Below are 24,814 nucleotides of genomic sequence, written 5' to 3' on the forward strand. Positions count from 1 at the left end.
TGCCTGGTAATCGACTACAGTCGTAGTGACCGAACGGTACCCACCAGGTGGGACCGGAACGAACAAGATATCTGTGAGGTCGTCTGCGATGGTGCAGCTCGACGGTTTGCGCCCGGCTCGGCTCAAGGTGGGAATCATCTCGGCCGGCCGCGTGGGCACCGCTCTCGGTGTCGCGCTGGAGCGCGCGGACCACGTCGTGGTGGCGTGTAGCGCCATCTCCCATGCGTCGCGGCAACGCGCCCACCGCCGGCTGCCCGATACACCCGTGGCACCACCGCCCGAGGTGGCCGCCGGTGCCGAGCTGTTGCTGCTCGCGGTCCCGGACAGCGAACTCGCCGGCCTGATATCGGGGCTGGCCGCTACATCTGCGGTACGGCCCGGAACCATCGTGGTCCACACGTCCGGCGCCAACGGGATCGGCATTCTCGAGCCGCTTGCCCAGCACGGCTGCATCCCGCTCGCGATCCACCCGGCGATGACCTTCACCGGCTCGGATGAAGACATCAGCCGGCTGGCCGATTCCTGCTTCGGCGTCACCGCGGCCGACGACATCGGATATGCGATCGGGCAATCGCTGGTGCTGGAGATGGGCGGCGAACCGTTCTGCGTCGCCGACCAGGCCCGCGTCCTGTACCACGCAGCCCTCGCCCACGCAGGCAACCACATCGTGACCGTGCTCGCCGACGCGCTCGACGCGCTGCGCGCGGCACTGCGCGGCAGCGAACTGCTCGGCCAACAGACCGTCGACGATCAACCGGGCGGCATCGCCGAACGCGTCATCGGACCGCTGGCCAGGGCGGCGCTGGAGAACACCCTGCGACGCGGACAGGCGGCCCTCACCGGTCCGGTCGCACGCGGTGACGCTGCCGCCGTCGCGGCGCATCTGTCCGCGCTGGGGGAGGTCGGGCCCGAGCTCGCGCAGGCGTACCGGGTGAACGCCCTGCGGACCGCCCAGCGCGCGCACGCCCCCAAAGACGTCGTGGAGGTGCTGGCGCCATGAGTCCCGGCAAGCCTCCGGCCTTCACGGCGGGCGAACTCAACGTCTATGCCGCGCCGCGCGATGTCGCCGACGTCAGCCGCGCCCTGCGCCACACCGGGCGCCGGGTGATGTTGGTGCCCACCATGGGTGCGCTGCACGACGGACACCTGGCGTTGGTGCGCGCGGCCAAGCGGGTGCCCGGCGCGGTGGTGGTGGTGTCGATCTTCGTCAACCCGCTGCAATTCGGCGCCGGCGAAGACCTCGACGCCTACCCGCGGACCCTGGACGACGACGTCGCACTGCTGCGGGCCGAGGGCGTCGAAATCGTGTTCACCCCGACTGCCGCCGCGATGTATCCCGACGGTCTGCGCACCACCGTGCAGCCGGGGCCGCTGGCCGCCGAGCTGGAGGGCGCTGTCCGGCCGACCCATTTCGCGGGAATGCTCACCGTCGTGTGCAAGCTGCTGCAGATCGTGCGGCCGGACCGAATCTTCTTCGGGGAGAAGGATTATCAGCAGCTGGTGCTGGTCCGTCAGATGGTCGCCGACCTCAACATCGACGCGCAGGTGATCGGCGTGCCGACGGTCCGGGAATCCGACGGACTGGCGATGTCGTCGCGCAACCGCTACCTGGACCCCACGCAACGCGAACTGGCCGTGACGCTTTCGGCCGCGCTGACGGCCGGTGCGCACGCCGCGCACGACGGCGGGGCGGCCGCGCTGGCCGCGGCGCGCGCGGTGCTGGACGCCGTACCGGACCTCACCGTGGACTACCTCGAACTGCGCGACGCCGGCCTGGGCCCGGCGCCCGCCCACGGTTCGGCCCGGCTGCTGGTCGCGGCCCGGCTGGGCACCACCAGGCTGCTGGACAACATCGAGATGCAGATCGAAACACCCGCCGGCACCGCTGGGCCGGACGGACACCACGAATACGCCCAATCACCTTGGAGGAACTGATGCTACGGACGATGCTCAAGTCGAAGATCCACCGGGCCACCGTCACGCAGGCCGACCTGCACTACGTCGGCTCGGTGACCATCGACGCCGATCTGATGGACGCCGCGGACCTGCTCGAGGGCGAACAGGTCACCATCGTCGACGTCGACAACGGCGCCCGTCTGGTCACCTACGCCATCACCGGAGAGCGCGGCAGCGGTGTGATCGGAATCAATGGTGCCGCAGCGCATCTCGTCCACCCGGGCGACCTGGTTATCCTGATCGCCTACGGGACGATGGAGGACGCCGAGGCGCGTTCCTACCGGCCGCGCATCGTGTTCGTCGACGCCGGCAACAAGCAGATCGACCTGGGCAGCGATCCGGCGTTCGTGCCCGACGACGCGGCCGAGCTGCTCAATCCCCGGATCGTTGCGCGGTAGCCGTGCTGCTGGCGATCGACGTCCGTAACACCCACACCGTCGTCGGGCTGATCTCGGGCTCCAAAGAGCACGCAAACGTCGTGCAGCAATGGCGGATCCGCACCGAAGCGGAGATCACCGCCGACGAATTGGCGCTGACCATCGACGGTCTCATCGGCGACGATTCGGAGCGGCTCACCGGCGCCGCGGCGCTCTCGACCGTCCCCTCGGTGCTGCACGAGGTGCGGCTGATGCTCGATCAGTACTGGCCGTCGGTGCCGCACGTGCTGATCGAGCCCGGGGTGCGCACCGGCATCCCGCTGCTCGTCGACAATCCCAAGGAAGTCGGCGCCGACCGAATCGTCAACTGCCTGGCCGCTTTTCACCGGTTCAACGCGCCCGCGATCGTCATCGACTTCGGATCCTCGATCTGTGTGGACGTCGTGTCGGCCAAAGGCGAATTCCTCGGCGGCGCGATCGCGCCGGGATTGCAGGTGTCCTCCGACGCCGCCGCGGCCCGCTCGGCGGCCCTGCGCCGGGTGGAGTTGACCCGGCCCCGCTCGGTGGTGGGCAAGAACACCGTCGAGTGCATGCAGGCGGGGGCCGTCTTCGGTTTCGCCGGTCTGGTCGACGGCTTGGTGGGGCGCATCCGCGAGGACGTGGACGGCTTTGCCGGCGACGACGTCGCGATCGTCGCCACCGGCCACACCGCGCCGCTGCTGCTGCCCGAATTGCAGACCGTCGCCCACTACGACCAGCACTTGACCCTGCACGGCCTGCGGCTGATCTTCGAGCGCAACCGCGACGCCCAGCGCGGCCGGCTGAAGACGGCACGCTGACCCACGCGCCCTGGGCCCCGCAAAGCCGTCGGCGCACCCGCAAAGCGCAGTCCTTTAAGCTGGCACGTCGTGAGTGCCGACGACCTAGACATTCCCGAGCAGTACCGAATTCGCCGCGATAAGCGCGCTCGGCTGCTCGCCGAGGGGCACGACCCCTACCCGGTCGCCGTCGAACGCACCCACACGCTGGCTCAGGTCCGCGCCGCCCACCCCGACCTACCAGTCGACGCCGCGACCGATGACGTCGTCGGCGTGGCCGGCCGGGTGATCTTCGCCCGCAACTCCGGCAAACTCTGCTTCGCCACGCTGCAAGAGGGCGACGGCACCAGCCTGCAGGTGATGATCAGCCTCGACAAGGTCGGCCGGCAATCCCTCGACGCCTGGAAGGCCGACGTCGACCTCGGTGACATCGTCTACGTGCACGGCAACGTGATCAGCTCACGGCGCGGCGAATTGTCGGTGCTGGCCGACTCCTGGCAGATGGCGTCCAAGTCGCTGCGTCCGCTGCCGGTCGCGCACAAGGACATGAGCGAGGAGGCGCGCGTCCGGCAGCGCTACGTCGACCTGATCGTGCGCCCACAGGCGCGCACGGTGGCGAGGCAGCGGATCGCCGTCATCCGCGCGATACGCAACGCTTTGGAGCGCCGCGGGTTCCTCGAAGTCGAAACCCCGATGTTGCAGACGCTGGCCGGTGGGGCGGCCGCGCGGCCGTTCATCACGCATTCCAATGCACTGGACATCGATCTCTACTTGAGGATCGCGCCCGAACTGTTCCTGAAGCGCTGCGTCGTCGGTGGTTTCGACCGGGTTTTCGAACTAAATCGAGTGTTTCGAAACGAAGGTGCGGATTCCACGCATTCTCCGGAATTCTCCATGCTGGAGACCTACCAGGCGTACGGAACCTATGACGATTCGGCAGTAGTGACGCGTGAGCTTATTCAAGAGGTCGCCGATGAGGCCATCGGAACCCGACAACTCCCGCTTCCCGACGGCAGCGTCTACGACATAGACGGAGAATGGGCTTCCATACAAATGTACCCGTCATTGTCTGCGGCACTCGGCGAGGAGATCACGCCTGCGACGCCGGTCGAACAGTTGCTCGGAATCGCCGATCGGCTCGGCGTCGAGATTCCCGCCGACCGCGGCTACGGACACGGAAAGATCGTCGAGGAACTGTGGGAGCACACCGTGGGCAACGCGCTCGTCGCTCCGACCTTTGTGCGGAATTTCCCGGTCGAGACAACGCCTTTGACGCGCCAGCACCGTAGCATCGCGGGCGTCACCGAGAAGTGGGATCTTTATCTGCGTGGAGTCGAATTGGCCACCGGATATTCCGAATTGAACGATCCCGTCGTGCAGCGTGAGAGGTTCGCCGCGCAGGCGCGCGCGGCCGCCGCGGGCGACGATGAGGCCATGGTGCTCGACGAAGATTTTCTCGCCGCGCTCGAGTATGCGATGCCGCCGTGCACCGGAACGGGAATGGGCGTCGACAGGTTGTTGATGACTTTGACTGGTCTGTCAATTCGAGAGACAGTTTTGTTCCCGATTGTTCGGCCCCAGTCGTAGTTGAAACTATCAATGTGCGGCTTCCGTACAGATTGAGTATGCTTCCCTGTTATGGCACATTGGTGACCCGGGGAGGTTTGATCCGATCTGCTAGTAACTGTTCAGGACGAAATGCGAGGATAAGCCAATGGCCAAAAAAGTGACCGTCACCCTGGTCGATGATTTCGACGGTGCCGGCGCAGCCGACGAAACGGTGGAATTCGGACTTGACGGCGTGACCTACGAGATTGATCTTTCGTCCAAGAATGCCGCGAAACTGCGCAGCGATCTGAAGCAATGGGTGGAGGCCGGTCGCCGCGTCGGGGGCCGTCGCCGTGGCCGTTCCGGCTCGGGACGCGGCCGGGGGGCGATCGACCGTGAGCAGAGCGCGGCCATCCGCGAATGGGCCCGCCGGAACGGGCACAACGTGTCGACGCGGGGCCGCATCCCGGCCGACGTGATCGACGCGTTCCACGCAGCGACCTAGCAGTTCTCAAACCGGCGCCGGGGCTTGTGGGCCCGGGCGCCGGTTCGTCGTTTCGCTGGGCGCGAAACAATCGCCGGGCGGTCCGGGGAAACGAATTCGAACACCGCAACGTTTCCTCAGTTATGCCGGGCAACGCCGCAGGCACTCGCAGGTGAGATCGGCCTTGGATCGGCCCAGGAAAGACCGGGCGGGTCCGCAGCGCAGAACGCACGGCAAGGTTAGGCCCGCCGGCAAGCCGACCACTACAGTGGAGACAGGTACGCGATTCCGGCCACAGGGGTCCGGCAGGATTGCTCGAAGGGCCGCTAACTAGTTTGTACCGATGTTGAGGGAGAGCAGGTAACCCGATGTTTGAAAGATTTACCGACCGAGCACGGCGGGTCGTCGTCCTGGCGCAAGAAGAGGCCCGGATGCTCAACCACAACTACATCGGAACAGAGCACATCCTGCTGGGTTTGATCCACGAGGGCGAGGGTGTCGCGGCGAAGTCGCTGGAGTCGCTGGGCATCTCGCTGGAGGGCGTCCGCAGCCAGGTCGAGGAGATCATCGGCCAGGGCCAGCAGGCGCCGTCGGGACACATTCCGTTCACGCCCCGCGCCAAGAAGGTTCTCGAGCTGAGCCTGCGCGAGGCGCTGCAACTCGGTCACAACTACATCGGCACCGAGCACATTCTGCTGGGCCTGATCCGCGAGGGTGAGGGCGTGGCCGCCCAGGTGCTGGTGAAGCTGGGCGCCGAGTTGACGCGCGTGCGCCAGCAGGTCATCCAGCTGCTCAGCGGCTACCAGGGCAAGGAGTCCGCGGAGGCCGGCACCGGTGGCCGCGGCGGCGAGTCCGGCAGCCCGTCGACGTCGCTGGTGCTCGACCAGTTCGGCCGCAACCTGACGGCCGCCGCCATGGAAGGCAAGCTCGACCCGGTCATCGGCCGCGAGAAGGAAATCGAGCGGGTGATGCAGGTGCTGAGCCGGCGCACCAAGAACAACCCGGTGCTGATCGGCGAGCCCGGCGTCGGCAAGACCGCCGTCGTCGAGGGCCTGGCCCAGGCCATCGTGCACGGCCAGGTCCCCGAGACGCTGAAAGACAAGCAGCTCTACACGCTGGACCTGGGATCTTTGGTGGCGGGCAGCCGCTACCGCGGTGACTTCGAGGAACGCCTGAAGAAGGTTCTCAAGGAGATCAACACCCGCGGCGACATCATCCTGTTCATCGACGAGCTGCACACCCTGGTCGGTGCCGGCGCCGCCGAGGGCGCGATCGACGCCGCGAGCATCCTGAAGCCCAAGCTGGCCCGCGGCGAGCTGCAGACCATCGGTGCCACCACGCTCGACGAGTACCGCAAATACATCGAGAAGGACGCGGCGCTGGAGCGCCGGTTCCAGCCGGTGCAGGTCGGCGAGCCGACCGTGGAGCACACCATCGAGATCCTCAAAGGTCTGCGCGACCGTTACGAGGCGCACCACCGGGTGTCGATCACCGACGGCGCGATGGTGGCCGCGGCCACCCTGGCCGACCGGTACATTAACGACCGGTTCCTGCCCGACAAGGCGATCGACCTGATCGACGAGGCGGGCGCCCGGATGCGAATTCGGCGGATGACCGCGCCGCCAGACCTGCGCGAGTTCGACGAGAAGATCGCCGAGGCGCGCCGGGAGAAGGAATCGGCGATCGACGCCCAGGACTTCGAGAAGGCGGCCAGCCTGCGCGACCGCGAGAAGCAACTGGTCGGTCAGCGCGCCGAGCGCGAAAAGCAGTGGCGCTCAGGGGATCTCGACGTAGTCGCCGAGGTGGACGACAACGAGATCGCCGAGGTGCTGGGTAACTGGACCGGTATCCCGGTGTTCAAGCTCACCGAGGCCGAGACGACCCGGCTGCTGCGCATGGAGGACGAGCTGCACAAGCGGATCATCGGCCAGGAGGACGCCGTCAAGGCCGTCTCCAAGGCGATCCGCCGCACCCGGGCCGGGCTGAAAGACCCCAAGCGCCCGTCGGGTTCGTTCATCTTCGCCGGCCCGTCCGGTGTCGGTAAGACCGAGCTGTCCAAGGCACTGGCCAACTTCCTGTTCGGCGACGACGACGCGCTCATCCAGATCGACATGGGCGAGTTCCACGACCGGTTCACCGCGTCGCGGCTGTTCGGCGCGCCCCCCGGATACGTCGGGTACGAGGAGGGCGGCCAGCTCACCGAGAAGGTGCGGCGCAAGCCGTTCTCGGTGGTGCTGTTCGACGAGATCGAAAAGGCCCACCAGGAGATCTACAACAGCCTGTTGCAGGTCCTCGAGGACGGCCGGCTCACCGACGGCCAGGGTCGCACGGTCGACTTCAAGAACACCGTGCTGATTTTCACCTCGAACCTGGGCACCTCGGACATCTCGAAGCCGGTCGGCCTGGGCTTCACCCAGAGCGGCGGCGACAACAACTACGAGCGGATGAAGCAGAAGGTCAACGACGAGCTGAAGAAACACTTCCGCCCGGAGTTCCTCAACCGGATCGACGACATCATCGTCTTCCACCAGCTGACCAAGGACGAGATCATCCGGATGGTCGACCTGATGATCACCCGGGTGGCCACCCAGCTCAAGAGCAAGGACATGGCCCTCGAGCTGACCGACAAGGCCAAGGCGTTGCTGGCCAAGCGTGGCTTCGACCCGGTGCTGGGCGCTCGCCCGTTGCGGCGCACCATCCAGCGCGAGATCGAGGACCAGCTCTCCGAGAAGATCCTGTTCGAGGAGGTCGGTCCGGGCCAGGTCGTCACGGTCGACGTGGACAACTGGGACGGCGAAAGCGCCGGCGAGGACGCCACATTCACCTTCATCGGTACCCGCAAGCCGCCGGCCGAGCCGGACCTGGCTAAAGCCGGGGCGCACAGCGCCGCGGACCCGGGACCGGACGTCCAGTAGCGAAGAAGAGAAAACGGGCAGCGTGGCGATCGTGAGCGCGGCGCAGCCGCGCGAAGCGGGTCGCCACCATAGGACTGGTCGATCTCGGGCTACCGCCCGTTTTCGCTGCCCCCTACACTGACCGTTGTCATCGACGTGCAACGGAATCTGGTGAAAGTCCAGAACGGTCGCGCCACTGTCAACAGTCAGACCCGATGCTCGTCATACCCAGCGGGGACGCGTTATCCCCAGAAGGAGTCGATTGTGTCCCACCCGCAGCTGACCGGCAGCCGCACCCGCTCGGTCGATCTGTCCGCGGCCCGCGCCGCACTCTGGCTGGCGGCGACCGTCTTCCTCGCGTTGCTGGCGCTGTACTTCGTCGGCATCGACCAGGGGGCGGTCTCACTCTTCGGCAGCGATTCGCACGTGCACGAATTCGTGCACGACGCGCGGCACCTGCTCGGCTTCCCCTGCCACTGACCGCGTCTCGTGGAGAAACGCCTAATTGGCGGCGGTCTTCTTGCGGGAGCCGCTGGCGCGTTGCTGGCGTTCGTCTTCGCCCGCGTGTGCGCCGAGCCCGTCATCGCCCGCGCAATCGCCTTTGAAGACGGCCGCACCGACACCGAGAACGCCCACGGCGTGCACGAGCACGGCGCGGAGCTGTTCACCCGCGGCGTGCAATCGGGCCCCGGGCTGGGATTCGGTGTGCTGATCTTCGGCCTCGCCATGGGCGCGCTGTTCGCCGTGCTGTTCAGCGTCGTCTATGCGCGGGCGCAAGTTGTTCAGCCGCAGCGGCTTTCGCTGCTGTTGGCGGCAGGCGCATTCGGGGCGGTGTACCTGGTGCCCTTCGTGAAGTACCCGCCGAACCCGCCGGCCGTCGGGCAGGCCGACACGATCGGAGCGCGGACCGGCTGGTACCTGGTGATGGTGGTGCTGTCGGCGGTGCTGGCGATCGGCGCGGTATGGCTGGCGCGGCGGCTCGCAGCCCGGTTCGGCGCCTGGAACGCCGGACTGCTGGCGGCCGCAGCGTATCTGGTGGCGATCGTGGTGCTGGCGGTGCCGCTGCCGGCCGTCAACGAGACACCCGAACCGCTGCGCGACGCCGCGGGGTCGATCGTCTATCCGGGATTTCCGGCCGACGTCCTTTACGAGTTCAGGTTGCTGTCGCTGGCCACGCAGCTGGTGCTGTGGGCGGGCATCGGCCTGGTGTTCGCAACGATCAGCGGGCGGCTGCTTTCGGTGCGGACGCGGCAGGCGTCGAACATCGCGGCGTGACCGGAGTCGTTCGGCTGACGCTGGTCTCGCACGGCATGACGGACGCCATGGCGGGCGGGCGTTTTCCGGCAGACGAACCGCTGAACGCAATCGGCCGCCGCCAGGTCGAGGCGATCGACGACGTCGCCGCGCAGCGCCGGATGTCCGGACCGGAGCGGCGCACCCGGCAGACCGCGAAACTGCTTGGCCTGCAAGCCGAAACGGAGCCGCTATTGGCCGACCTCGACTGTGGGCGGTGGCGCGGCGAGGCGCTTGCGGCCCTGCCGCCGCACGACGTCGAGGCTTGGCTGAGCCAACCGGGCGCCGCGCCACACGGCGGTGAGTCGATCGCCGACCTGATCTCGCGGGCTTCGCAATGGCTGGAGTCGTTGACCGCCAACCCATTACGCACGGTAGCGGTGACGCACCCAGCGGTGATCCGGGCGGCGATCGTGGCGGCGCTGGACATCACGCCGGAATCGTTTTGGCGGATCGACGTCGAGCCGGCCGGCCGCGTCGTAATGCACTTCCGTGGCGACCGTTGGACTCTGCGGTTGTAGGCCTCAGCGCGGGGCGATCAGCGCGAACGCCTGCTTGGCGATCTTCAGCATCCAGCCGGTCACCGTCGGCCCGTGATCGCGGGGCCAGTTCAGCTGAAAGCTGACCACCCACGGCTGCTGCGTCTTGTCGACGGCATACCAGCTGAACGTCAGATCACCCGGCAGGCCACCAGCTTTCGCGCCGATGTACGGCCACACATTGTGGTCCAGCTGGATGCCCGCGACCGCGGAGAGGATCTCACGCACCGGCGCGGCCTTGCCGACCGCGTCGGCCTGCAGCGCCGCATGGACCCGACAGATGTCCTCGGCGTTGCCGTACCACTCCGCACCGTAGGAGGATGCCGGCGAATGGGCCCGCATCGGATCCGGGTCATACGGCGTGGAATTCGCCTGCTTCAGCAGTTGCGCGCGGACTTGCGGCGATCCGTGCTCCCATTGGCTGCGCAGGTCTGGCCGACCCCATCCGACGGAGAACAACTCGTACATGGTGGGGAACGGAGTCATGCTGGCCGGGTCGTGATGGCCGGTCGTGGCCAGCGCTTCGGAGATGGCGCGCGTTCCCATCTTCTCGATCAGCAGGTCGGTAGCCATGTTGTCACTGGTGGCGATCATCTTCTCGGCGGCGGTGCGTACCGAAACATGCGCTCCGGCAGGCAAAGCCAGCCCCGACGAGCCGACCGCCCGGCTCTTGTCGGTGACCGTCAGCTGGTCATCCCAGGCCACCGTCCCGTCCTTGATCGCGCCCGCCAGCGCGTGCAACACGTACAGCTTGAAAATCGATGCCAGCGGTAAGGATTCGTGTGTGTTGGTGCCCGCCACCGGATCGCAACGCCCGTCGTCGACCTTGGCGACCTGATAGGAGTAGCGCGCACCGGTCTTGCTCAGCACCGCGTCGATGTCGTGCCACGAGCTGATGGTGGGCGCCTGGGTCTCGAGGTCGAAATGGTCCACCGAACCGGCGTCGTCGGTGTGAATCCGGATGTCTTGCCGGGCGCCGTAGGACGAGGTCAGGTGCAGGGTCGCCACGCTCGCGCCGAGGTCGACGCCGTTGAGCGTGAACGGCCGGTCCCACCACAGCGCCTCCATGGTGGTTTGAACCGACTCGACCTTGTCGGGCGCGGCGAGGGTGCCGACCCCGACCGGGCCGATCGGCCAGTCCGAGTTGAGCATGTCCAACGTCTGCTGGGCCCGGATGCCGGGCGGGGTGCGGGTGTCGATCTGTCGTCCCGGATTCGCCGCGTTCGCTTGCGGGGACGGGTTAGGGGCGCAACCGGGCGCCGAGGTCAACACCAACGCGGCGGCCGCGCTCAGCACCCACGCGCGGCGCCTGGCCGACAGCCCGCTAGCCAGCCTGCTTGTTGCCGGCAACGTCCATCACAACCTCGAATTCCAGCAGCGAGGCGCCGGTCGCCACCGGCTTCGCGCGCTCGCCGGAGTGCGCCTCGATGGCGGGCCCCTGCGCCCACGCCTGGAATGCCTCTTCGGACTCCCACTGGGTCACCACGAAGTAGCGGTTCTCGCCCTTGATCGGGCGGAGCAGCTGAAAGCCGAGGAAGCCGGGCTGGTTGTCGACGGCGTGCGCCCGGTGGGCGAACCGCTTCTCCAGTTCCGGGCCGGCGTCGGCGGGTACTTCGATTGCGTTGATCTTCACCACTGGCGACATGCCCGCTAGGCTACCTCGCCCATCCCCGTGCCCGGGCCGTGGGCGGTGCACGCAAGATGGTGCTATGCCCAGCCAGCTGTTGACTTGCCACGGGGGAGACGGCGAACCGCTGGTGCTGGTGCACGGCCTGATGGGACGGGGAACCACCTGGCCGCGGCAGCTGCCCTGGCTGACCCGGCTGGGCACTGTCTACACCTACGACGCGCCGTGGCATCGGGGCCGCGACGTCGAAGATCCGCACCCGATCAGCACCGAACGGTTTGTGGCCGACCTCGCCGACGCGGTGGGCACGCTGGAGGCGCCCGTCCGGGTGGTCGGGCATTCGATGGGCGCCCTGCACGCGTGGTGTTTGGCCGCCGATCGACCCGAACTGGTTACCGCCCTGGTGCTCGAGGACATGGCGCCGGACTTCCGCGGCCGCACCACCGGCCCCTGGGAACCCTGGCTGCACGCCCTTCCGGTCGAATTCGGCTCCGCCGAGCGGGTTTTCGCCGAATTCGGACCGGTCGCCGGCCAATACTTCCTGGAGGCCTTCGACCGCACCGAAACCGGTTGGCGGCTGCACGGTCACACCGCGCGGTGGATCGAGATCGCCGCCGAGTGGGGCACCCGGGACTACTGGGCGCAGTGGCGCGCGGTGCGTTGCCCCGCGCTGCTGATCGAGGCCGGCAATTCGGTAACCCCGCCCGGGCAGATGCGGGAGATGGCCGAAACAGGCTTAGCTACAACGTATTTGAAGGTCCCGGAAGCCGGTCACCTGGTTCACGACGAGGCGCCCCAGCTCTACCGCGAGGCCGTCGAGTCATTCCTCGCCGGCTAGGGCGAACCGGCCGTCGCGCGTCTGCGTCACCAAGCCGTCGGCCAGCAGCGAATACAGCGCCCGGTCGCGCTGTGCGGTGTCGGTCAGCCACGCTACGTCCAGGTCGGCGCGGGTCACCGGAGAGTCGTTGGCGCGCAACACATCCATCAGCCGCCCGCGGACCTGACGGTCGGTCCCGGCGTAGGCCTGAACGCGGCGCGCCGGGCCCTGCGCGGGCGGATAACCGGCGTGCCGCCACGCGCACCGGCCCAGCGGGCACAGCCCGCAGCGCGGCGCGCGCGCCGTACACACCGTCGCGCCCAGTTCCATCAGCGCGACGGAGAACTTCGGTGCCGTTCCGTCCTCGGGCAGCAGCGCCGACACGTCGGCGTGGTCGCGGGTCGCCGACGGCGCGCCCGCGTCGGCCAGGCCGTGCACCACCCGCGCCACCACCCGGCGCACGTTGGTGTCCACCACCGGAACAGGCTGTCCGTAGGCGAAGCAGGCGACGGCGCGGGCGGTGTAGCTGCCGACACCGGGCAGCGTCAGCAGGGTGTCGACGTCGTCGGGCACGACGTCGTCGTGCTCGCGCGCGACCGCGATGGCGCACTCGTGTAACCGCTTGGCCCGCCGCGGGTAGCCCAGCTTGCCCCAGGCGCGCAACACGTCGGCGGCGCTGGCCGCGGCGGTGGCCGACGCGGTGGGCCAGCGCCGCACCCAATCCGACCAGATCGGCAGCACCCGGGACACCGGGGTCTGCTGCAGCATGAACTCGCTGACCAGGATCTGCCAGGCGCTCACCCCGGGCTCGCGCCAGGGCAGGTCGCGGCGCGAGCTGTCGTACCAGGCGACAAGATTGGTGGCTGATATGAATTCCGGGCCCGTCAGACCCGTCACCTCCGCTTGCGGCACAATCTCTGCCATGCCTAACACCAGTCCGGTAACCGCTTGGAAGTCACTCAAGGAGGGTAACGAGCGATTCGTCGCCGGTAAGCCGCAGCATCCCAGCCAAAGTGTTGAGCATCGCGCCAGCCTGGCCGCCGGTCAGAGCCCGACCGCGGTCGTGTTCGGCTGCTCGGATAGCCGGGTCGCCGCCGAGCTCATCTTCGATCAGGGCCTGGGCGACATGTTCGTGGTGCGCACCGCCGGGCAGGCCATCGACACCGCGGTCTTGGGTTCCATCGAGTTCGCGGTGAGCGTGCTCAACGTGCCCCTCATCGTCGTCCTGGGTCACGACAGCTGTGGCGCGATCAAGGCCGCCCTGGGCGCCATCGACGAGGGATCCATCCCCGGCGGTTTCGTGCGCGACGTGGTGGAGCGGGTGGCGCCGTCGATCCTGATGGGCCGCCGCGACGGCCTGAGCCGCGTCGAGGAGTTCGTGGAACGACACGTCCGCGAAACCGTTGCGCAGCTCGTGTCGCGGTCCACGGCGATCGCCGAGCGCATCGCCGATGGCACGGTGGGCGTGGCCGGTGTCACCTACCACCTCGCCGACGGCCGGGCGGCGTTGTGCGACCACGTCGGCGACATAGGCGCCTGACAGGCGACCAATAGTCCACGCGCTCGGCCGCCACTACACGGCGGTTGGCCGGCAAACCCGGCGACACGCCGAGGCGGGTCAACCGAATCGGCGTGACCTGGGCCTACGCTGCGAACGTGCTCGATCTGGAACCGCGTGGCCCGCTACCCACCGAGATCTATTGGCGGCGCAGAGGCCTGGCCATTGGTATCGCGGTCGTCGTGATCGGGATCGTGGCCGCAGTCGTCATCGCATTCATGGGGCATAACGCGGGAGCCAAGCCCGCCAACGCCGACAAGGCCACCGCCGCTCAGAACAAGCCGGTAGCGCCCGCGCCGCAGGCGCCCCCACCGGCGGGACCCGAGGGTCCCGCTCCGGTGGTGCCGCCGGCGCAGGGCCAGAACCCCGAGACCCCCACTCCCACCGCCGCGGTGCAGCCGCCGCCGATTCTGAAGGAAGGCGACGACTGCCCCGATTCGACGTTGGCGGTCAAGGGTCTGACCAACGCGCCGCAGTACTTCATCGGTGACCAGCCGAAGTTCACCATGGTCGTCACCAATATCGGGCTGGTGGCCTGCAAGCGCGACGTCGGCGCCGCGGTGCTGGCCGCCTACGTCTATTCGCTGGACAACAAGCGGCTGTGGTCGAACCTGGACTGCGCCCCGTCCAACGAGACGCTGATCAAGACCTTCACGCCGGGTGAGCAGGTCACCACCGCGGTGACGTGGACGGGGATGGGTTCGGCCCCGCATTGCCCGCTGCCGCGGCCGGCGATCGGGCCCGGCACCTACAACTTGGTCGTGCAGCTCGGCAATCTGCGCTCGATGCCGGTTCCGTTCATCCTGAACCAGCCGCCCCCGCCGCCGGGTCCGGTGCCCGGACCGGGCCAGCCGGGCGCCGTGCCGCCGCCGGAGGCGCCGCCGATGCCCGCGCCGCCGGCCGGCTGAAGCGAACACTAATCAGCGCGCACCTAGTTCAATGAGTCGGTGATCGTCGACTCGGCGAGTTGCGACAGCCCTTCTCGCACATGGCGCGCCCACATCGCGCCGATGCCGTCGACCGATTGCAGGTCGTTGGCGCTGGCCGCCAGCACGTTCTGCAGCGTCCCGAACGAGCGAACCAGTAGGTCGGCATGGGCGAACTGCAGCCGGGGAATGCCGGCGAGCGCGCGATAACCGCGCGGGCTGACCGCCGAATCCTGCGCCTCGGTGGTCGACGGGTACCCGAAAACCTTTGCCAGGATGGTGAAGTCGAGCAGCTCGGTGTCCGACAGCGCGTCCAGTTCGTCGAGCGTGGCCGTCACCGGCGCCTCGGACAGCGGCTCCGGGCTGGCGTGATAGTCGCGCACGATCAGTTCGCGGGCATCCTCGTTGCCGCCCAGCAGCTCGTCGAGCTGCAGCCGCAGTTGGCGCCCGTCGGTGCCGAGTTCCACCGCGTCGTTGTCGATCACCTCACCGATGCGGCGGACCAGCTCGAGCCGCTGCACCACCGTCAAGACGTCACGCAACGTGACGAAGTCCTCGATCTCGGCGCGCGACAGCTGCCTGCTGACCTCGTCGAGCCGGATCTTGTAGCGCTCGAGGGTGGCGATGGCCTGGTTGGCCCGCGACAGGATGGTCGCCGAGTCGGCGACCACGTGGCGCTCCCCGCCCACGTACACGGTCACGATGTTCATCGAGTGGCTCACCGAGATCACCGGGTAGCCGGTCTGGATCGCGGCCCGTTCCGCGGAGCGGTGCCGGGTTCCCGATTCATCGGTCGCGATCGACGGGTCGGGAACCAGCTGCACGTTGGCCCGCACGATGCGGCTGCCGTCGGTGGACAGCACCACGGCGCCGTCCATCTTCGCCAGCTCGCGCAGCCGGGTGGGGGCGTAGCGGACGTCCAGGGCGAACCCGCCGTCACAGATGGCCTCGACGGCCTCGTCGTTGCCGAGCACGATCAGGGCGCCGGTACGCCCACGCAGGATGCGTTCCAGGCCGTCACGCAGCCCGGTGCCTGGAGCCAGGCGGGCGACGGTCTCACGCAGCGTCGGACGGGTCACAAAAGGTCATTCTTCAGGCCGAAAGCGCCATGCGTCTAGCGATCGCAAGTTTGCGGGCGGGCCACCGCGGTGGCCGGCGATGTCGATCATGTGCTCCAGCGCCGCCACGATGGTGGGCGCGCGGAGCGCCCGCATGCCGTTCGGCACGATCTCGCGCCGCGGATCGTCCCCGTCCGGGATGAGCGCGATGGAAAACCCCTGGCGCGCGGCCTCGGACAGGCGCCGCTCCATGCCGCTGACCCGCCGGAGGTCGCCGGCCAATCCCACTTCGCCGATCATCACCGCCGTGGTGGGCAGCGGCAGGTCCGCCAGCGCCGAGGCCAGCGCGACCGCGACCGCCAGGTCCGACGACGGGTCGGTCAGCCGCATGCCGCCGACCGTGGACAGGTAGATGTCGTTGGCGGCGACGGGCAACCTGGCGTGCTTTTCCAGCACCGCGGTGATCATCGCGGCCCGCGATTGGTCGATGCCGCTGACGGCGCGGCGCGGCGAGCCGCCCGCCGGCGTGGCGAGCAGCGCCTGCACCTCCCCGATGAGCGGGCGCTTCCCGTCGAGGGTCACCGTGATCGCGGTCCCGGGAACCGGCGCCGGGCGCTGATCGAGGAACAGGTTCGACGGGTCGGCGACGCCCTCGATTCCGTTGTCGTGCAACAGGAAACACCCGACCTCGTCGGCGGCCCCAAACCTGTTCTTGATCCCCCGGACCATGCGCAGCGAGCCGTTGCGGTCGCCCTCGAAGTGCAGCACCACATCGACCAGATGCTCCAACGAACGGGGCCCGGCGATGGCTCCGTCCTTGGTGACATGCCCGACCAGGATCAGCGCGACCCCGTTGGATTTGGCCGCCGCGGTCAGCGCTGACGTCACGGCGCGCACCTGCGTGACGCCCCCGGCCACGCCGTCGGCCTCGGTGGTCGACATGGTCTGCACCGAGTCGACGATCACCAGCGCGGGCTTGACCGTGGCGATGTGCTCGAGCACGGCGTGCAGATTCGATTCGGCGGCCAGATAAATTTCGTCGCTGCCACAGCCGATGCGGTCGGCGCGCAGCCGGATCTGGCCCGCGGACTCCTCGCCCGAGATGTACAGCGCACGGCGGCCGGATCGCGCCCAGCGATGGGCGACCTCGAGGAGCAGCGTCGACTTACCCACGCCCGGATCGCCGGCCAGCAGGGTGACCGAGCCGGGCACCACGCCGCCGCCGAGCACCCGGTCGAGTTCGCCTACCCCCGTGCTGCGGTGCCGGCTGGCGTTGGGCTCGACCGACGTGATGGGCACCGCCGGCGACGCCGTCGCCAGTCCGCTGCGCCGGCCGGCGACCGCACTGAGAATCGGAACCTCGTCAACGGTGCCCCAGGTGCCGCACTCCAGGCAGCGGCCGACCCACTTCGCGGTGACATGCCGGCATTCCGAACACCGGTATTGGGAGCGCGCTGTTGCCACGCCATGACGGTATCGAGCCGCTACGACAAGCCCGCGTCACGACAGGCGGTTACCCCGCTTGGTTTTGCTGCGGCGGCTTCAGCCCGGCCGAAATCGGCACGGCCACGGTGGCCTGCCCGGCCTTCTCGAAGTTGAAGGTGAAGTTGTAGAGGAGGCCGTTGGAGATGGGCTTGGCCAGGTTGACCGTCGCCTTGGCCGCCGCGGTGTTGGAACCGATCGGACCGGGTGCCACCTTCTCGCCCTCCGGCGTGCCGATGAACAGCGACCCGCCGGCGGGCAGTCGAGCGTCGCCGCTGACCGTCACCGTGCCGATGTCGCTGGTGATGCCGACCAGCCTGTCGGCGGTAGTGGCCGACTGGTTGACGGCCACCAGCACCAGGTCCACGGTCCGGCCCGGCTGCAGGTAGTCGCCGGTTTGGCTGGCCTGGATCCGGATGTCGCGCAGCGCCACGTTGTTGAATGTGACCTTGTTGCCGTTGATGGCCGGCTCCTGGACCGCCATCTGCGAGACCTGACCGGCTCCGCAACCGCTGAGCAGAGCGGCCAGAACGGCCATCGCGCCGGCGACGGCGAGCGCGGGGAGGCCGAGGCGGATCTTGAAGCGGTTCACTCTCTCAAGCCTCCTGCTGAGCCGGTTCGACTAATGCAACTATGCACAGTAGTAGCAAGGTCTCGCGCGCGATAGCGCGGGGCGCCAGACCTGCGCAGGAGCGCCGCAGGAGCTGATTTCAAGCCCGCCGCGGGGCTGCCCCGGGGGCGTTGGTAATGTGCTGCACTGCACGACTTGATCCCCATGTCAACCCCTAATCTTCGCGTGTTGTGCCCCTGACCTGCATCGTTGCTTCGCGCGTAGTTAGGTGGCCGTGTTAGGATGAAGTAACGAAAGGGGCTCGAATCAGATGATCTTCAAGGTCGGCGACACCGTTGTTTACCCGCATCACGGTGCTGCGTTAGTCGAGGCGATCGAAACCCGCACCATCAAAGGGGAGCAAAAAGAGTATCTCGTCTTGAAGGTGGCGCAGGGTGACCTGACCGTTCGAGTTCCCGCTGACAACGCCGAGTACGTCGGTGTTCGCGACGTCGTCGGACAGGAGGGCCTCGACAAGGTCTTCCAGGTGCTGCGCGCCCCGCACACCGAAGAGCCGACGAACTGGTCACGCCGCTACAAGGCCAACCTCGAAAAGCTTGCTTCCGGCGATGTCAACAAGGTCGCCGAGGTAGTCCGCGACCTGTGGCGTCGCGACCAGGAGCGTGGTCTGTCGGCCGGCGAGAAGCGGATGCTGGCCAAGGCCCGCCAGATTCTGGTCGGTGAATTGGCGCTGGCCGAGAGCACCGACGACGCCAAGGCGGAGACCATCCTCGACGAGGTTCTGGCCGCCGCTTCCTGAAGGTCCTGACACTTCGTTGGTCCCGGAGACGGGGTTGGCCCCGGAGACGGGCACCTCGGGCAAAGTAGTCGCTGTCGTTCCCGCCGCAGGGTCGGGTGAACGGCTGGCCGCCGGAATTCCCAAGGCATTCTGTCTGGTCGACGGGCGCACGCTGCTACAGCGCGCCGTCGCCGGCTTGCTGGAATCCGGCGTCGTCGATCACGTCGTGGTGGCCGTCCCCGCCGACCGGATCGACGAGGCCAGGCGGCTCCTGGGTGATCACGTCGGCGCTGGACGGGTCACCGCCGTCGCGGGCGGCCCCGACCGCACCGAATCCGTCAGCCTGGCCCTGGCGGCCCTGCCCGCGGCGTCTGAGTTCGTGCTGGTGCACGACGCCGCGCGGGCGCTGACGCCCCCGACGCTGATCACCCGCGTGGTGGCGGCGCTGCGGGCCGGTCACGACGCTGTGGTGCCCGCGTTGCGTCTGCATGACACCATCAAGGCCGTGGACGCCAACGGGGTGGTCCTGGGGACGCCGGAGCGCGCCGGGCTGCGCGCCGTGCAGACTCCGCAGGGCTTCGCGGCCGACCTGCTGTCGCGTGCCTACCGCGCCGGGGCCGGGATGCCGGGTTTCACCGATGACGCGTCGCTGGTCGAGCATGTCGGCGGCCAGGTCCAGGTCGTCGAGGGCGATCCGCTGGCATTCAAGATCACCACGCAGCTCGATCTCTTGCTGGCCGAGACCGTGGTGCGCGGGTGAACGGGCCGGATCCCTTTCCCAGGGTGGGGCTCGGCGTCGACGTACACCCGATCGAATCCGGCCGCCCGTGCTGGCTGCTGGGCCTGCTTTTCGCCGACGCCGACGGCTGTGCCGGACATTCCGACGGCGACGTCGCGGCGCACGCGCTGTGCGACGCGGTGTTGTCGGCGGCCGGGATGGGCGACGTGGGCGCGGTGTTCGGGGTCGACGATCCGCGCTGGCAGGGCGTCAGTGGCGCCGACATGCTGCGCCACGTCGCGGAGCTGACCGCGCACCACGGTTTCCGGATCGGCAACGCGGCGGTGCAGGTCGTCGGGAACCGGCCGAAGGTCGGTCCACGCCGCGATGAGGCGCAGCGGGTGCTGTCGGAATTGCTGGGCGCGCCGGTCTCGGTGTCGGCGACGACGACCGACGGGTTGGGGCTGACCGGACGTGGCGAGGGTCTGGCCGCGATCGCCACCGCGCTGGTGATCGCCACCGGGTAAGCCCGCGCAGCGCCGGGCGCCTGGGAAGCACCCGGTAAGCTGGCACGTCGTGACCGATCGCGCCCGCTTGCGGCTACACGACACGGCGGCCGGTGCCGTGCGTGACTTCGTTCCGCTGCGCGAGGGTCACGTCTCCATCTACCTGTGCGGCGCCACCGTCCAGGGCCTGCCGCACATCGGCCATGTCCGCAGCGGGGTGGCCTTCGACATCCTGCGTCGATGGCTGATCGCCCGCGGCTGCGACGTCGCGTTCATCCGCAACGTCACCGACATCGAGGACAAGATCTTGGCCAAGGCGGCCGCCGCGGGTCGGCCGTGGTGGGAGTGGGCTGCCACCTACGAACGCGCCTTCAGCGCCGCCTACGACGCGCTGGACGTGCTGCCGCCGTCGGCCGAGCCGCGAGCCACCGGGCACATCACCCAGATGGTCGAACTAATGGAACGGCTGATCGAAACCGATCACGCCTACGCCGCCGGGGGCGACGTCTACTTCAACGTGCTCAGCTATCCCGAATACGGGCAGCTGTCCGGCCACAAGATCGATGACGTCCATCAGGGCGAGGGGGTCGCCACCTGCAAGCGTGACCAGCGCGACTTCACGCTGTGGAAGGGCGAAAAGCCCGGCGAGCCGTCATGGCCGTCGCCGTGGGGGCGGGGGCGCCCGGGCTGGCACCTGGAATGTTCCGCGATGGCCCGCACCTATCTCGGGCCGGAATTCGACATCCATTGCGGTGGAATGGATTTGGTCTTTCCGCATCACGAGAACGAGATCGCCCAGAGCCGCGCCGCCGGCGACGGATTCGCGCGCTACTGGCTGCACAACGGCTGGGTGACGATGGGCGGCGAGAAGATGAGCAAATCGCTGGGCAATGTGCTGGCCATACCGGCGTTACTGCAGCGCGTGCGCGCCGCCGAACTGCGCTACTACCTGGGCAGCGCCCACTACCGATCGATGCTGGAATTCTCCGAGGTCGCCCTGCAGGACGCGGTGAAAGCCTATGTGGGCGTTGAGGACTTCCTGCATCGCGTTCGGGTGCGGGTGGGCGGCGTCGAGCCCGGGCAATGGACGCCAAAGTTCGCCGAGGCGCTCAACGACGACCTGGCCGTGCCGGCCGCGCTGGCCGAAGTGCACGCTTCCCGCGCGGAGGGCAACCGGGCCCTGGACTCCGGCGATCACGAAGGCGCGCTGCGACATGCGGGCGCGATCCGCGCGATGATGGGCATCCTGGGTTGCGACCCGCTCGACGAACGCTGGGAGACCCGCGACGAGACATCGGCGGCGCTGGCCGCCGTCGACGTGCTGGTCCAGGCGGAGCTGGAGAATCGGCAGAAGGCGCGCGAGGAACGCAACTGGGCGCTCGCCGACGAGATCCGCGACCGGCTCAAGTACGCCGGCATCGAGGTCACCGACACCGCCGACGGCCCGCAGTGGGAGCTTTTGGCCCACGAAGAAAAACGCGACAAGTAGATGGCCGGCAACTCGCGTCGCCGTGGCGCGATCCGCAAGGAGGGCACCAAGAAGGGCGCCACCGTGGGTTCGGGGGGCCAGCGGCGCCGCGGCCTGGAGGGACGCGGCCCCACCCCTCCCGCGCACCTGCGCCCCAACCATCCGGCTGCCAAGCGCGCCAAGGCCCAGGCCCGTCGGCCGGCGCGGGGCCGCACCGACGAATCCGAGACGGTGCTCGGCCGCAACCCGGTGCTGGAGTGCTTGCGGGCCGGGGTGCCGGCCACCGCCCTCTACGTGGCGCTGGGCACCGAAGCCGACGAGCGGCTGACCGAATCCGTCACCCGCGCAGCGGATTTGGGAATCTCCATCCTCGAGGTGCCGCGCACCGATCTGGACCGCATGACCAGCAACCACCTGCATCAGGGAATCGCGTTGCAGGTGCCGCCCTACGACTACGCCCACCCCGACGATCTGGTTGCCGCCGCGATCGCCTCGCCGCCGGCGCTGCTGGTCGCGCTGGACAACATCTCCGACCCGCGCAACCTAGGCGCCATCGTGCGTTCGGTGGCGGCGTTCGGCGGCCACGGGGTGCTGATCCCACAGCGACGGTCGGCCTCGGTGACGGCGGTGGCATGGCGTACCAGCGCAGGGGCCGCGGCCCGCATCCCGGTGGCGCGCGCCACGAATCTGACTCGGACACTGACGGATTGGGCCGCGCGCGGGTTGCGGGTGGTCGGACTGGATGCCGGTGGTGACACCACACTCGACGACATCGACGGCACCGATCCGCTGGTGGTCGTCGTAGGCTCGGAAGGCAAGGGACTGTCGCGCCTGGTTCGGCAGAACTGCGACGAGGTCGTGTCCATCCCGATGGCCGGAAACACCGAGTCGCTGAACGCGTCCGTCGCCGCCGGGGTGGTGCTCGCCGAAATCACACGCCAGCGAAGGCATTGAGTGATCGCCCGGCTCGCCGCCGCGCTGCTGGCGATGGCGGTGTTGCTCGCCGGGCCGGCCACCGCGAAACCCCCGGAATTCGACCTGCAGGCCCACCGTGGCGGGCGCGGCGAGACGACTGAGGAATCGTTACGGGCCTTCGCCAAGGCGATCGAATTGGGCGTCAGCACATTGGAATTGGACATCGTCATCACCAAGGACGCGCAACCGCTGGTGTGGCATGACCCGACGATTCAGCCCGAGAAGTGCGCCGACACCGCTCCCGCATACCAGAATGACCCGCAGTATCCGTACGTCGGCAAGCTCGTGCACGACCTCACCCTGGCGCAGGTCGATACCTTGGACTGTGGGCACCTGCTCGGCGACTACCCTCGGGCCGAAGTGGTGCGGGGCAACAGGATAGCGACGCTGCCGCAGGTGTTCGCACTCGCCGACTCCTACGGCGCCGACGCGATCCGGTACAACATCGAAACCAAGGTGGAGGCCGATCGGCCCGGCGCGTCCGCCGAACCGCAGGAGTTCGTCGACGTGATACTGGCCGCGGTCCGATCCGCGGGCAAGGTCGACCGCGTGCAGATCCAGAGCTTCGACTGGCGCACCCTGCCACTGGTGCGCGGCGCCGAACCGTCGATTCCGTTGGTGGCCCTGTACGACGATCACACCTGGGCGACGGGCATCGGCGATCCCCTGGTCGGCGCGCGCATGGTGGGCGCCGACATCGTCTCACCGGACTACCAGCTGGTCACCGGCAAGCCGTACGTCGAGCGCGCACATGCGTTGGGGCTCAAGGTCATTCCCTGGACGGTCGACGATGCCGCCGCCATGCGTCAGCAGATCGGCTTTGGCGTCGACGGCATCATCACCGATTACCCGACGGTGTTGCGCAGCGTCCTGGCCGAGCTCGGCATGCCGTTGCCGCCTAGCTACCGGCGCGGCTAGCGGGGGCCGCGCTTCCGGCCAGGTCGCCGTCCGCACGAGCCGGCCGCTCGTCGCCCGGGCGCGGTTTGCGGCGGTTGGCCAGGGCGGCCCGCCACACCATATTCGGGCGCAGCAGCCGGGTAGCGGGGTCGATGAGCGCGGTGACCTTGACGAAGCGATCGACCGCGACGGGGTCGTATTCGGTCGCGGTGAGTATGCGATCGAGATACCCGTTGAGCATTCGGGTGAACACCGGTGCGGTGCCCTCGATTTCGGGTAGGCACAGGTCCGGGTTGGCCGACAGCTCCCACGCCTGGCGGATCGGCACCGCAGCGGCCCGGAAGAATCGCCGCGCCAAATGATTTGTGCCACCGGACAAGCAGTCACGCAGCGCCACCGCCTCCAGCGCGGCGACCGTCATGCCCTGGCCGTAGATCGGATTGAAGCTGCAGATCGCATCGCCCATGACGAGCAGGCCTTCGGGGAAGCGTTGCATCTGGTCGTAGCGGCGCCATTGACTGGACGGCTGGCCGTGCCGGGTGGGCTCTCCGATGGGTTCGGCGGCCAGGACCGCGGCCAGCAGGTGGGGCGGCGCGCAGTCCCAGACGAACTCGCACATGGATATCAGGTCTATCGACGGCGGCGCGTGGCCCGCTACTCCGAAAACCGTGAACATCCAGGTGTCGTTCTCCGCGCGCAGCATGCCCAGCCCGCGCGGCCGGCCCGGCACCGTCCCGACGACGAAGCCGAATTCGTGCAGCGCGTCCGGTGCCATGCGCAGGCATTGGCTCGCATAGGTCAGGTGCACCGGGACGTGCACCTCGGCCGGGCGCTCGTAGCCCAGGGCCGTCAGCCATGCCGGGGTGCGGGCGCCGCGCCCGGTGGCATCGAGCACCAGGTCCGCGCTCAGCGTGATGTCCTCGCGGGTCCGGCGGTTGACGATTCGGGCGCCGGTGACGCGCCGGCGGTCCGGCGTCGTGGTCAGGTCCACGATGTCGTGCTCGTCGAGCAGGGTGACATTGGCGATGCGGCGCAGCCGCGCGCGAACGTGTTCTTCGAGGAAGGGCCGGGTGGCGAGATACGCGGCGAACGAGGGGGCGCCGCCGGTGCGCACCATCAGGTGCCCGCCCAAGTGATAGTAGAGCCGGGAGAGGTCGCGGCCATCCAGGTGATGTGCGCCGTCCATGACCATCTCGTCGAGGACACCGGGGAACAATTGCTCGAGCACCTGAGCGCCGCGGGGCAGCAGGCCATGGAGGTGGCGGCCCTGCGGCACGCCCCGGCGAGCGGCGGCGGTTTCGGGAGGGATGTCGGGCAGCGGATCGCGCTCCACCACCGTGACCGTGTGGAAGAACTCGCTGAGCGTGCGCGCGGCGACCAGACCCGCCATGCTCGCTCCCAGTACCAATGCGTGATTGCCGACCTTTGCCATACCCCACCACCTGTGCTGAGCGCCTGACTGACAAAAGCCATGCTCATGCCCCGAAAACGGGGCCGACAGCGTAGTCGACTACGTCATTGCTG

General features: G+C 68.4%; 26 protein-coding genes. 19 read left to right on the forward strand and 7 right to left on the reverse strand.

The genetic code is table 11. The features are described from left to right. Positions 1–88 precede the first annotated feature (88 nt). The 10 genes from AC5Y7E_RS03380 (at position 89) to AC5Y7E_RS03425 (ending at position 9,891) form a co-directional block, all read left to right on the forward strand. A complete protein-coding gene (locus AC5Y7E_RS03380) occupies positions 89–1,000 on the forward strand; it encodes a Rossmann-like and DUF2520 domain-containing protein (RefSeq protein WP_499947419.1) in 912 nt (303 codons plus the stop codon). After that, positions 997–1,935, forward strand: coding sequence for a pantoate--beta-alanine ligase (gene panC, locus AC5Y7E_RS03385; protein WP_499947420.1), 939 nt, complete (start codon positions 997–999; stop codon positions 1,933–1,935). Before AC5Y7E_RS03380 ends, panC begins: the two co-directional genes overlap by 4 nt. Continuing rightward, entirely contained in the window at positions 1,935–2,354 is a 420-nt protein-coding gene (panD, locus tag AC5Y7E_RS03390) for an aspartate 1-decarboxylase (protein WP_499947421.1), read from the forward strand. Before panC ends, panD begins: the two co-directional genes overlap by 1 nt. Before the next feature lie 2 nt (positions 2,355–2,356). After that, positions 2,357–3,172 (forward strand): type III pantothenate kinase, encoded by an 816-nt coding sequence (locus AC5Y7E_RS03395; RefSeq protein WP_499947422.1) that lies wholly within the window; start codon positions 2,357–2,359, stop codon positions 3,170–3,172. A 69-nt stretch (positions 3,173–3,241) separates the two neighbouring features. Continuing rightward, positions 3,242–4,738 (forward strand): lysine--tRNA ligase, encoded by a 1,497-nt coding sequence (lysS, locus tag AC5Y7E_RS03400; protein ID WP_499947423.1) that lies wholly within the window; start codon positions 3,242–3,244, stop codon positions 4,736–4,738. A gap of 127 nt (positions 4,739–4,865) precedes the next feature. Further along, positions 4,866–5,204, forward strand: coding sequence for a histone-like nucleoid-structuring protein Lsr2 (lsr2, locus tag AC5Y7E_RS03405; RefSeq protein WP_066955505.1), 339 nt, complete (start codon positions 4,866–4,868; stop codon positions 5,202–5,204). A gap of 347 nt (positions 5,205–5,551) precedes the next feature. Continuing rightward, positions 5,552–8,098, forward strand: coding sequence for an ATP-dependent protease ATP-binding subunit ClpC (clpC1, locus tag AC5Y7E_RS03410; protein WP_499917043.1), 2,547 nt, complete (start codon positions 5,552–5,554; stop codon positions 8,096–8,098). 243 nt (positions 8,099–8,341) lie between these two features. Continuing rightward, positions 8,342–8,557: a CbtB domain-containing protein gene (locus AC5Y7E_RS03415; RefSeq protein WP_499947424.1), complete on the forward strand. Its 216-nt coding sequence runs from the start codon at positions 8,342–8,344 to the stop codon at positions 8,555–8,557. A gap of 9 nt (positions 8,558–8,566) precedes the next feature. Then, a complete protein-coding gene (locus AC5Y7E_RS03420) occupies positions 8,567–9,352 on the forward strand; it encodes a CbtA family protein (RefSeq protein ID WP_499947425.1) in 786 nt (261 codons plus the stop codon). Then, entirely contained in the window at positions 9,349–9,891 is a 543-nt protein-coding gene (locus AC5Y7E_RS03425) for a histidine phosphatase family protein (RefSeq protein ID WP_499947426.1), read from the forward strand. The genes AC5Y7E_RS03420 and AC5Y7E_RS03425 overlap by 4 nt, the downstream gene beginning before the upstream one ends. Before the next feature lie 3 nt (positions 9,892–9,894). On the opposite strand, the gene AC5Y7E_RS03430 is transcribed toward AC5Y7E_RS03425, so the two are convergent. Both AC5Y7E_RS03430 and mhuD read right to left on the reverse strand, forming a co-directional pair. Then, positions 9,895–11,259, reverse strand: coding sequence for a serine hydrolase (locus AC5Y7E_RS03430; RefSeq protein ID WP_499947427.1), 1,365 nt, complete (start codon positions 11,257–11,259; stop codon positions 9,895–9,897). Further along, complete coding sequence (mhuD, locus tag AC5Y7E_RS03435; RefSeq protein WP_007772332.1) at positions 11,234–11,554, reverse strand: mycobilin-forming heme oxygenase MhuD; 321 nt, start codon at positions 11,552–11,554, stop codon at positions 11,234–11,236. Before mhuD ends, AC5Y7E_RS03430 begins: the two co-directional genes overlap by 26 nt. Before the next feature lie 64 nt (positions 11,555–11,618). Between mhuD and AC5Y7E_RS03440 the strand changes: the two genes are divergently transcribed. Beyond that, complete coding sequence (locus AC5Y7E_RS03440) at positions 11,619–12,374, forward strand: alpha/beta fold hydrolase (protein ID WP_499947428.1); 756 nt, start codon at positions 11,619–11,621, stop codon at positions 12,372–12,374. Here the strand turns inward: AC5Y7E_RS03440 and AC5Y7E_RS03445 are convergent. Next, positions 12,357–13,277, reverse strand: a complete 921-nt coding sequence (locus tag AC5Y7E_RS03445) for an iron-sulfur binding domain-containing protein (RefSeq protein ID WP_499917031.1) — start codon at positions 13,275–13,277, stop codon at positions 12,357–12,359. The genes AC5Y7E_RS03440 and AC5Y7E_RS03445 overlap by 18 nt on opposite strands. Here AC5Y7E_RS03445 and AC5Y7E_RS03450 point away from each other — a divergent pair. Together AC5Y7E_RS03450 and AC5Y7E_RS03455 are read left to right on the forward strand one after the other, a co-directional pair. Beyond that, entirely contained in the window at positions 13,276–13,893 is a 618-nt protein-coding gene (locus tag AC5Y7E_RS03450) for a carbonic anhydrase (protein WP_499917030.1), read from the forward strand. The genes AC5Y7E_RS03445 and AC5Y7E_RS03450 overlap by 2 nt on opposite strands. Positions 13,894–14,009: 116 nt before the next feature. Next, positions 14,010–14,819, forward strand: a complete 810-nt coding sequence (locus tag AC5Y7E_RS03455) for a hypothetical protein (RefSeq protein ID WP_499947429.1) — start codon at positions 14,010–14,012, stop codon at positions 14,817–14,819. 23 nt (positions 14,820–14,842) lie between these two features. On the opposite strand, the gene disA is transcribed toward AC5Y7E_RS03455, so the two are convergent. Genes disA through AC5Y7E_RS03470 form a run of 3 tightly spaced genes read right to left on the reverse strand, consistent with a single transcriptional unit; the run spans position 14,843 to position 17,969 of the window. Then, on the reverse strand, positions 14,843–15,916 hold the full coding sequence (disA, locus tag AC5Y7E_RS03460; RefSeq protein ID WP_499947430.1) for a DNA integrity scanning diadenylate cyclase DisA: 1,074 nt from the start codon (positions 15,914–15,916) through the stop codon (positions 14,843–14,845). A 6-nt stretch (positions 15,917–15,922) separates the two neighbouring features. Further along, entirely contained in the window at positions 15,923–17,359 is a 1,437-nt protein-coding gene (gene radA / locus AC5Y7E_RS03465) for a DNA repair protein RadA (protein ID WP_499947431.1), read from the reverse strand. A gap of 49 nt (positions 17,360–17,408) precedes the next feature. Further along, the gene (locus AC5Y7E_RS03470; RefSeq protein WP_499947432.1) at positions 17,409–17,969 is read right to left on the reverse strand and encodes a copper chaperone PCu(A)C domain-containing protein; all 561 of its coding nucleotides are present in this window, start codon (positions 17,967–17,969) and stop codon (positions 17,409–17,411) included. A gap of 289 nt (positions 17,970–18,258) precedes the next feature. On the opposite strand from AC5Y7E_RS03470, the gene carD reads away from it, so the two are divergent. Genes carD through AC5Y7E_RS03500 form a run of 6 tightly spaced genes read left to right on the forward strand, consistent with a single transcriptional unit; the run spans position 18,259 to position 23,311 of the window. Beyond that, positions 18,259–18,747 carry an RNA polymerase-binding transcription factor CarD gene (gene carD, locus AC5Y7E_RS03475; protein ID WP_007166539.1) on the forward strand — a complete coding sequence of 163 codons (489 nt, stop codon included), beginning with the start codon at positions 18,259–18,261 and terminating at the stop codon, positions 18,745–18,747. Positions 18,748–18,781: 34 nt separating this feature from the next. Then, positions 18,782–19,486 (forward strand): 2-C-methyl-D-erythritol 4-phosphate cytidylyltransferase, encoded by a 705-nt coding sequence (ispD, locus tag AC5Y7E_RS03480; protein WP_499947587.1) that lies wholly within the window; start codon positions 18,782–18,784, stop codon positions 19,484–19,486. Further along, a complete protein-coding gene (gene ispF, locus AC5Y7E_RS03485) occupies positions 19,483–19,971 on the forward strand; it encodes a 2-C-methyl-D-erythritol 2,4-cyclodiphosphate synthase (RefSeq protein ID WP_499917021.1) in 489 nt (162 codons plus the stop codon). Before ispD ends, ispF begins: the two co-directional genes overlap by 4 nt. A 49-nt stretch (positions 19,972–20,020) precedes the next feature. Beyond that, positions 20,021–21,439: a cysteine--tRNA ligase gene (gene cysS, locus AC5Y7E_RS03490; RefSeq protein WP_499947433.1), complete on the forward strand. Its 1,419-nt coding sequence runs from the start codon at positions 20,021–20,023 to the stop codon at positions 21,437–21,439. After that, positions 21,440–22,372 (forward strand): 23S rRNA (guanosine(2251)-2'-O)-methyltransferase RlmB, encoded by a 933-nt coding sequence (rlmB, locus tag AC5Y7E_RS03495; protein ID WP_499947434.1) that lies wholly within the window; start codon positions 21,440–21,442, stop codon positions 22,370–22,372. A gap of 33 nt (positions 22,373–22,405) precedes the next feature. Next, positions 22,406–23,311, forward strand: coding sequence for a glycerophosphodiester phosphodiesterase (locus AC5Y7E_RS03500; protein WP_499947589.1), 906 nt, complete (start codon positions 22,406–22,408; stop codon positions 23,309–23,311). Here the strand turns inward: AC5Y7E_RS03500 and AC5Y7E_RS03505 are convergent. After that, the gene (locus AC5Y7E_RS03505; protein ID WP_499947435.1) at positions 23,292–24,722 is read right to left on the reverse strand and encodes an FAD-dependent oxidoreductase; all 1,431 of its coding nucleotides are present in this window, start codon (positions 24,720–24,722) and stop codon (positions 23,292–23,294) included. The genes AC5Y7E_RS03500 and AC5Y7E_RS03505 overlap by 20 nt on opposite strands. Positions 24,723–24,814: the final 92 nt, after the last annotated feature.

It is taken from the genome of Mycobacterium sp. NGS17 (assembly GCF_059813205.1).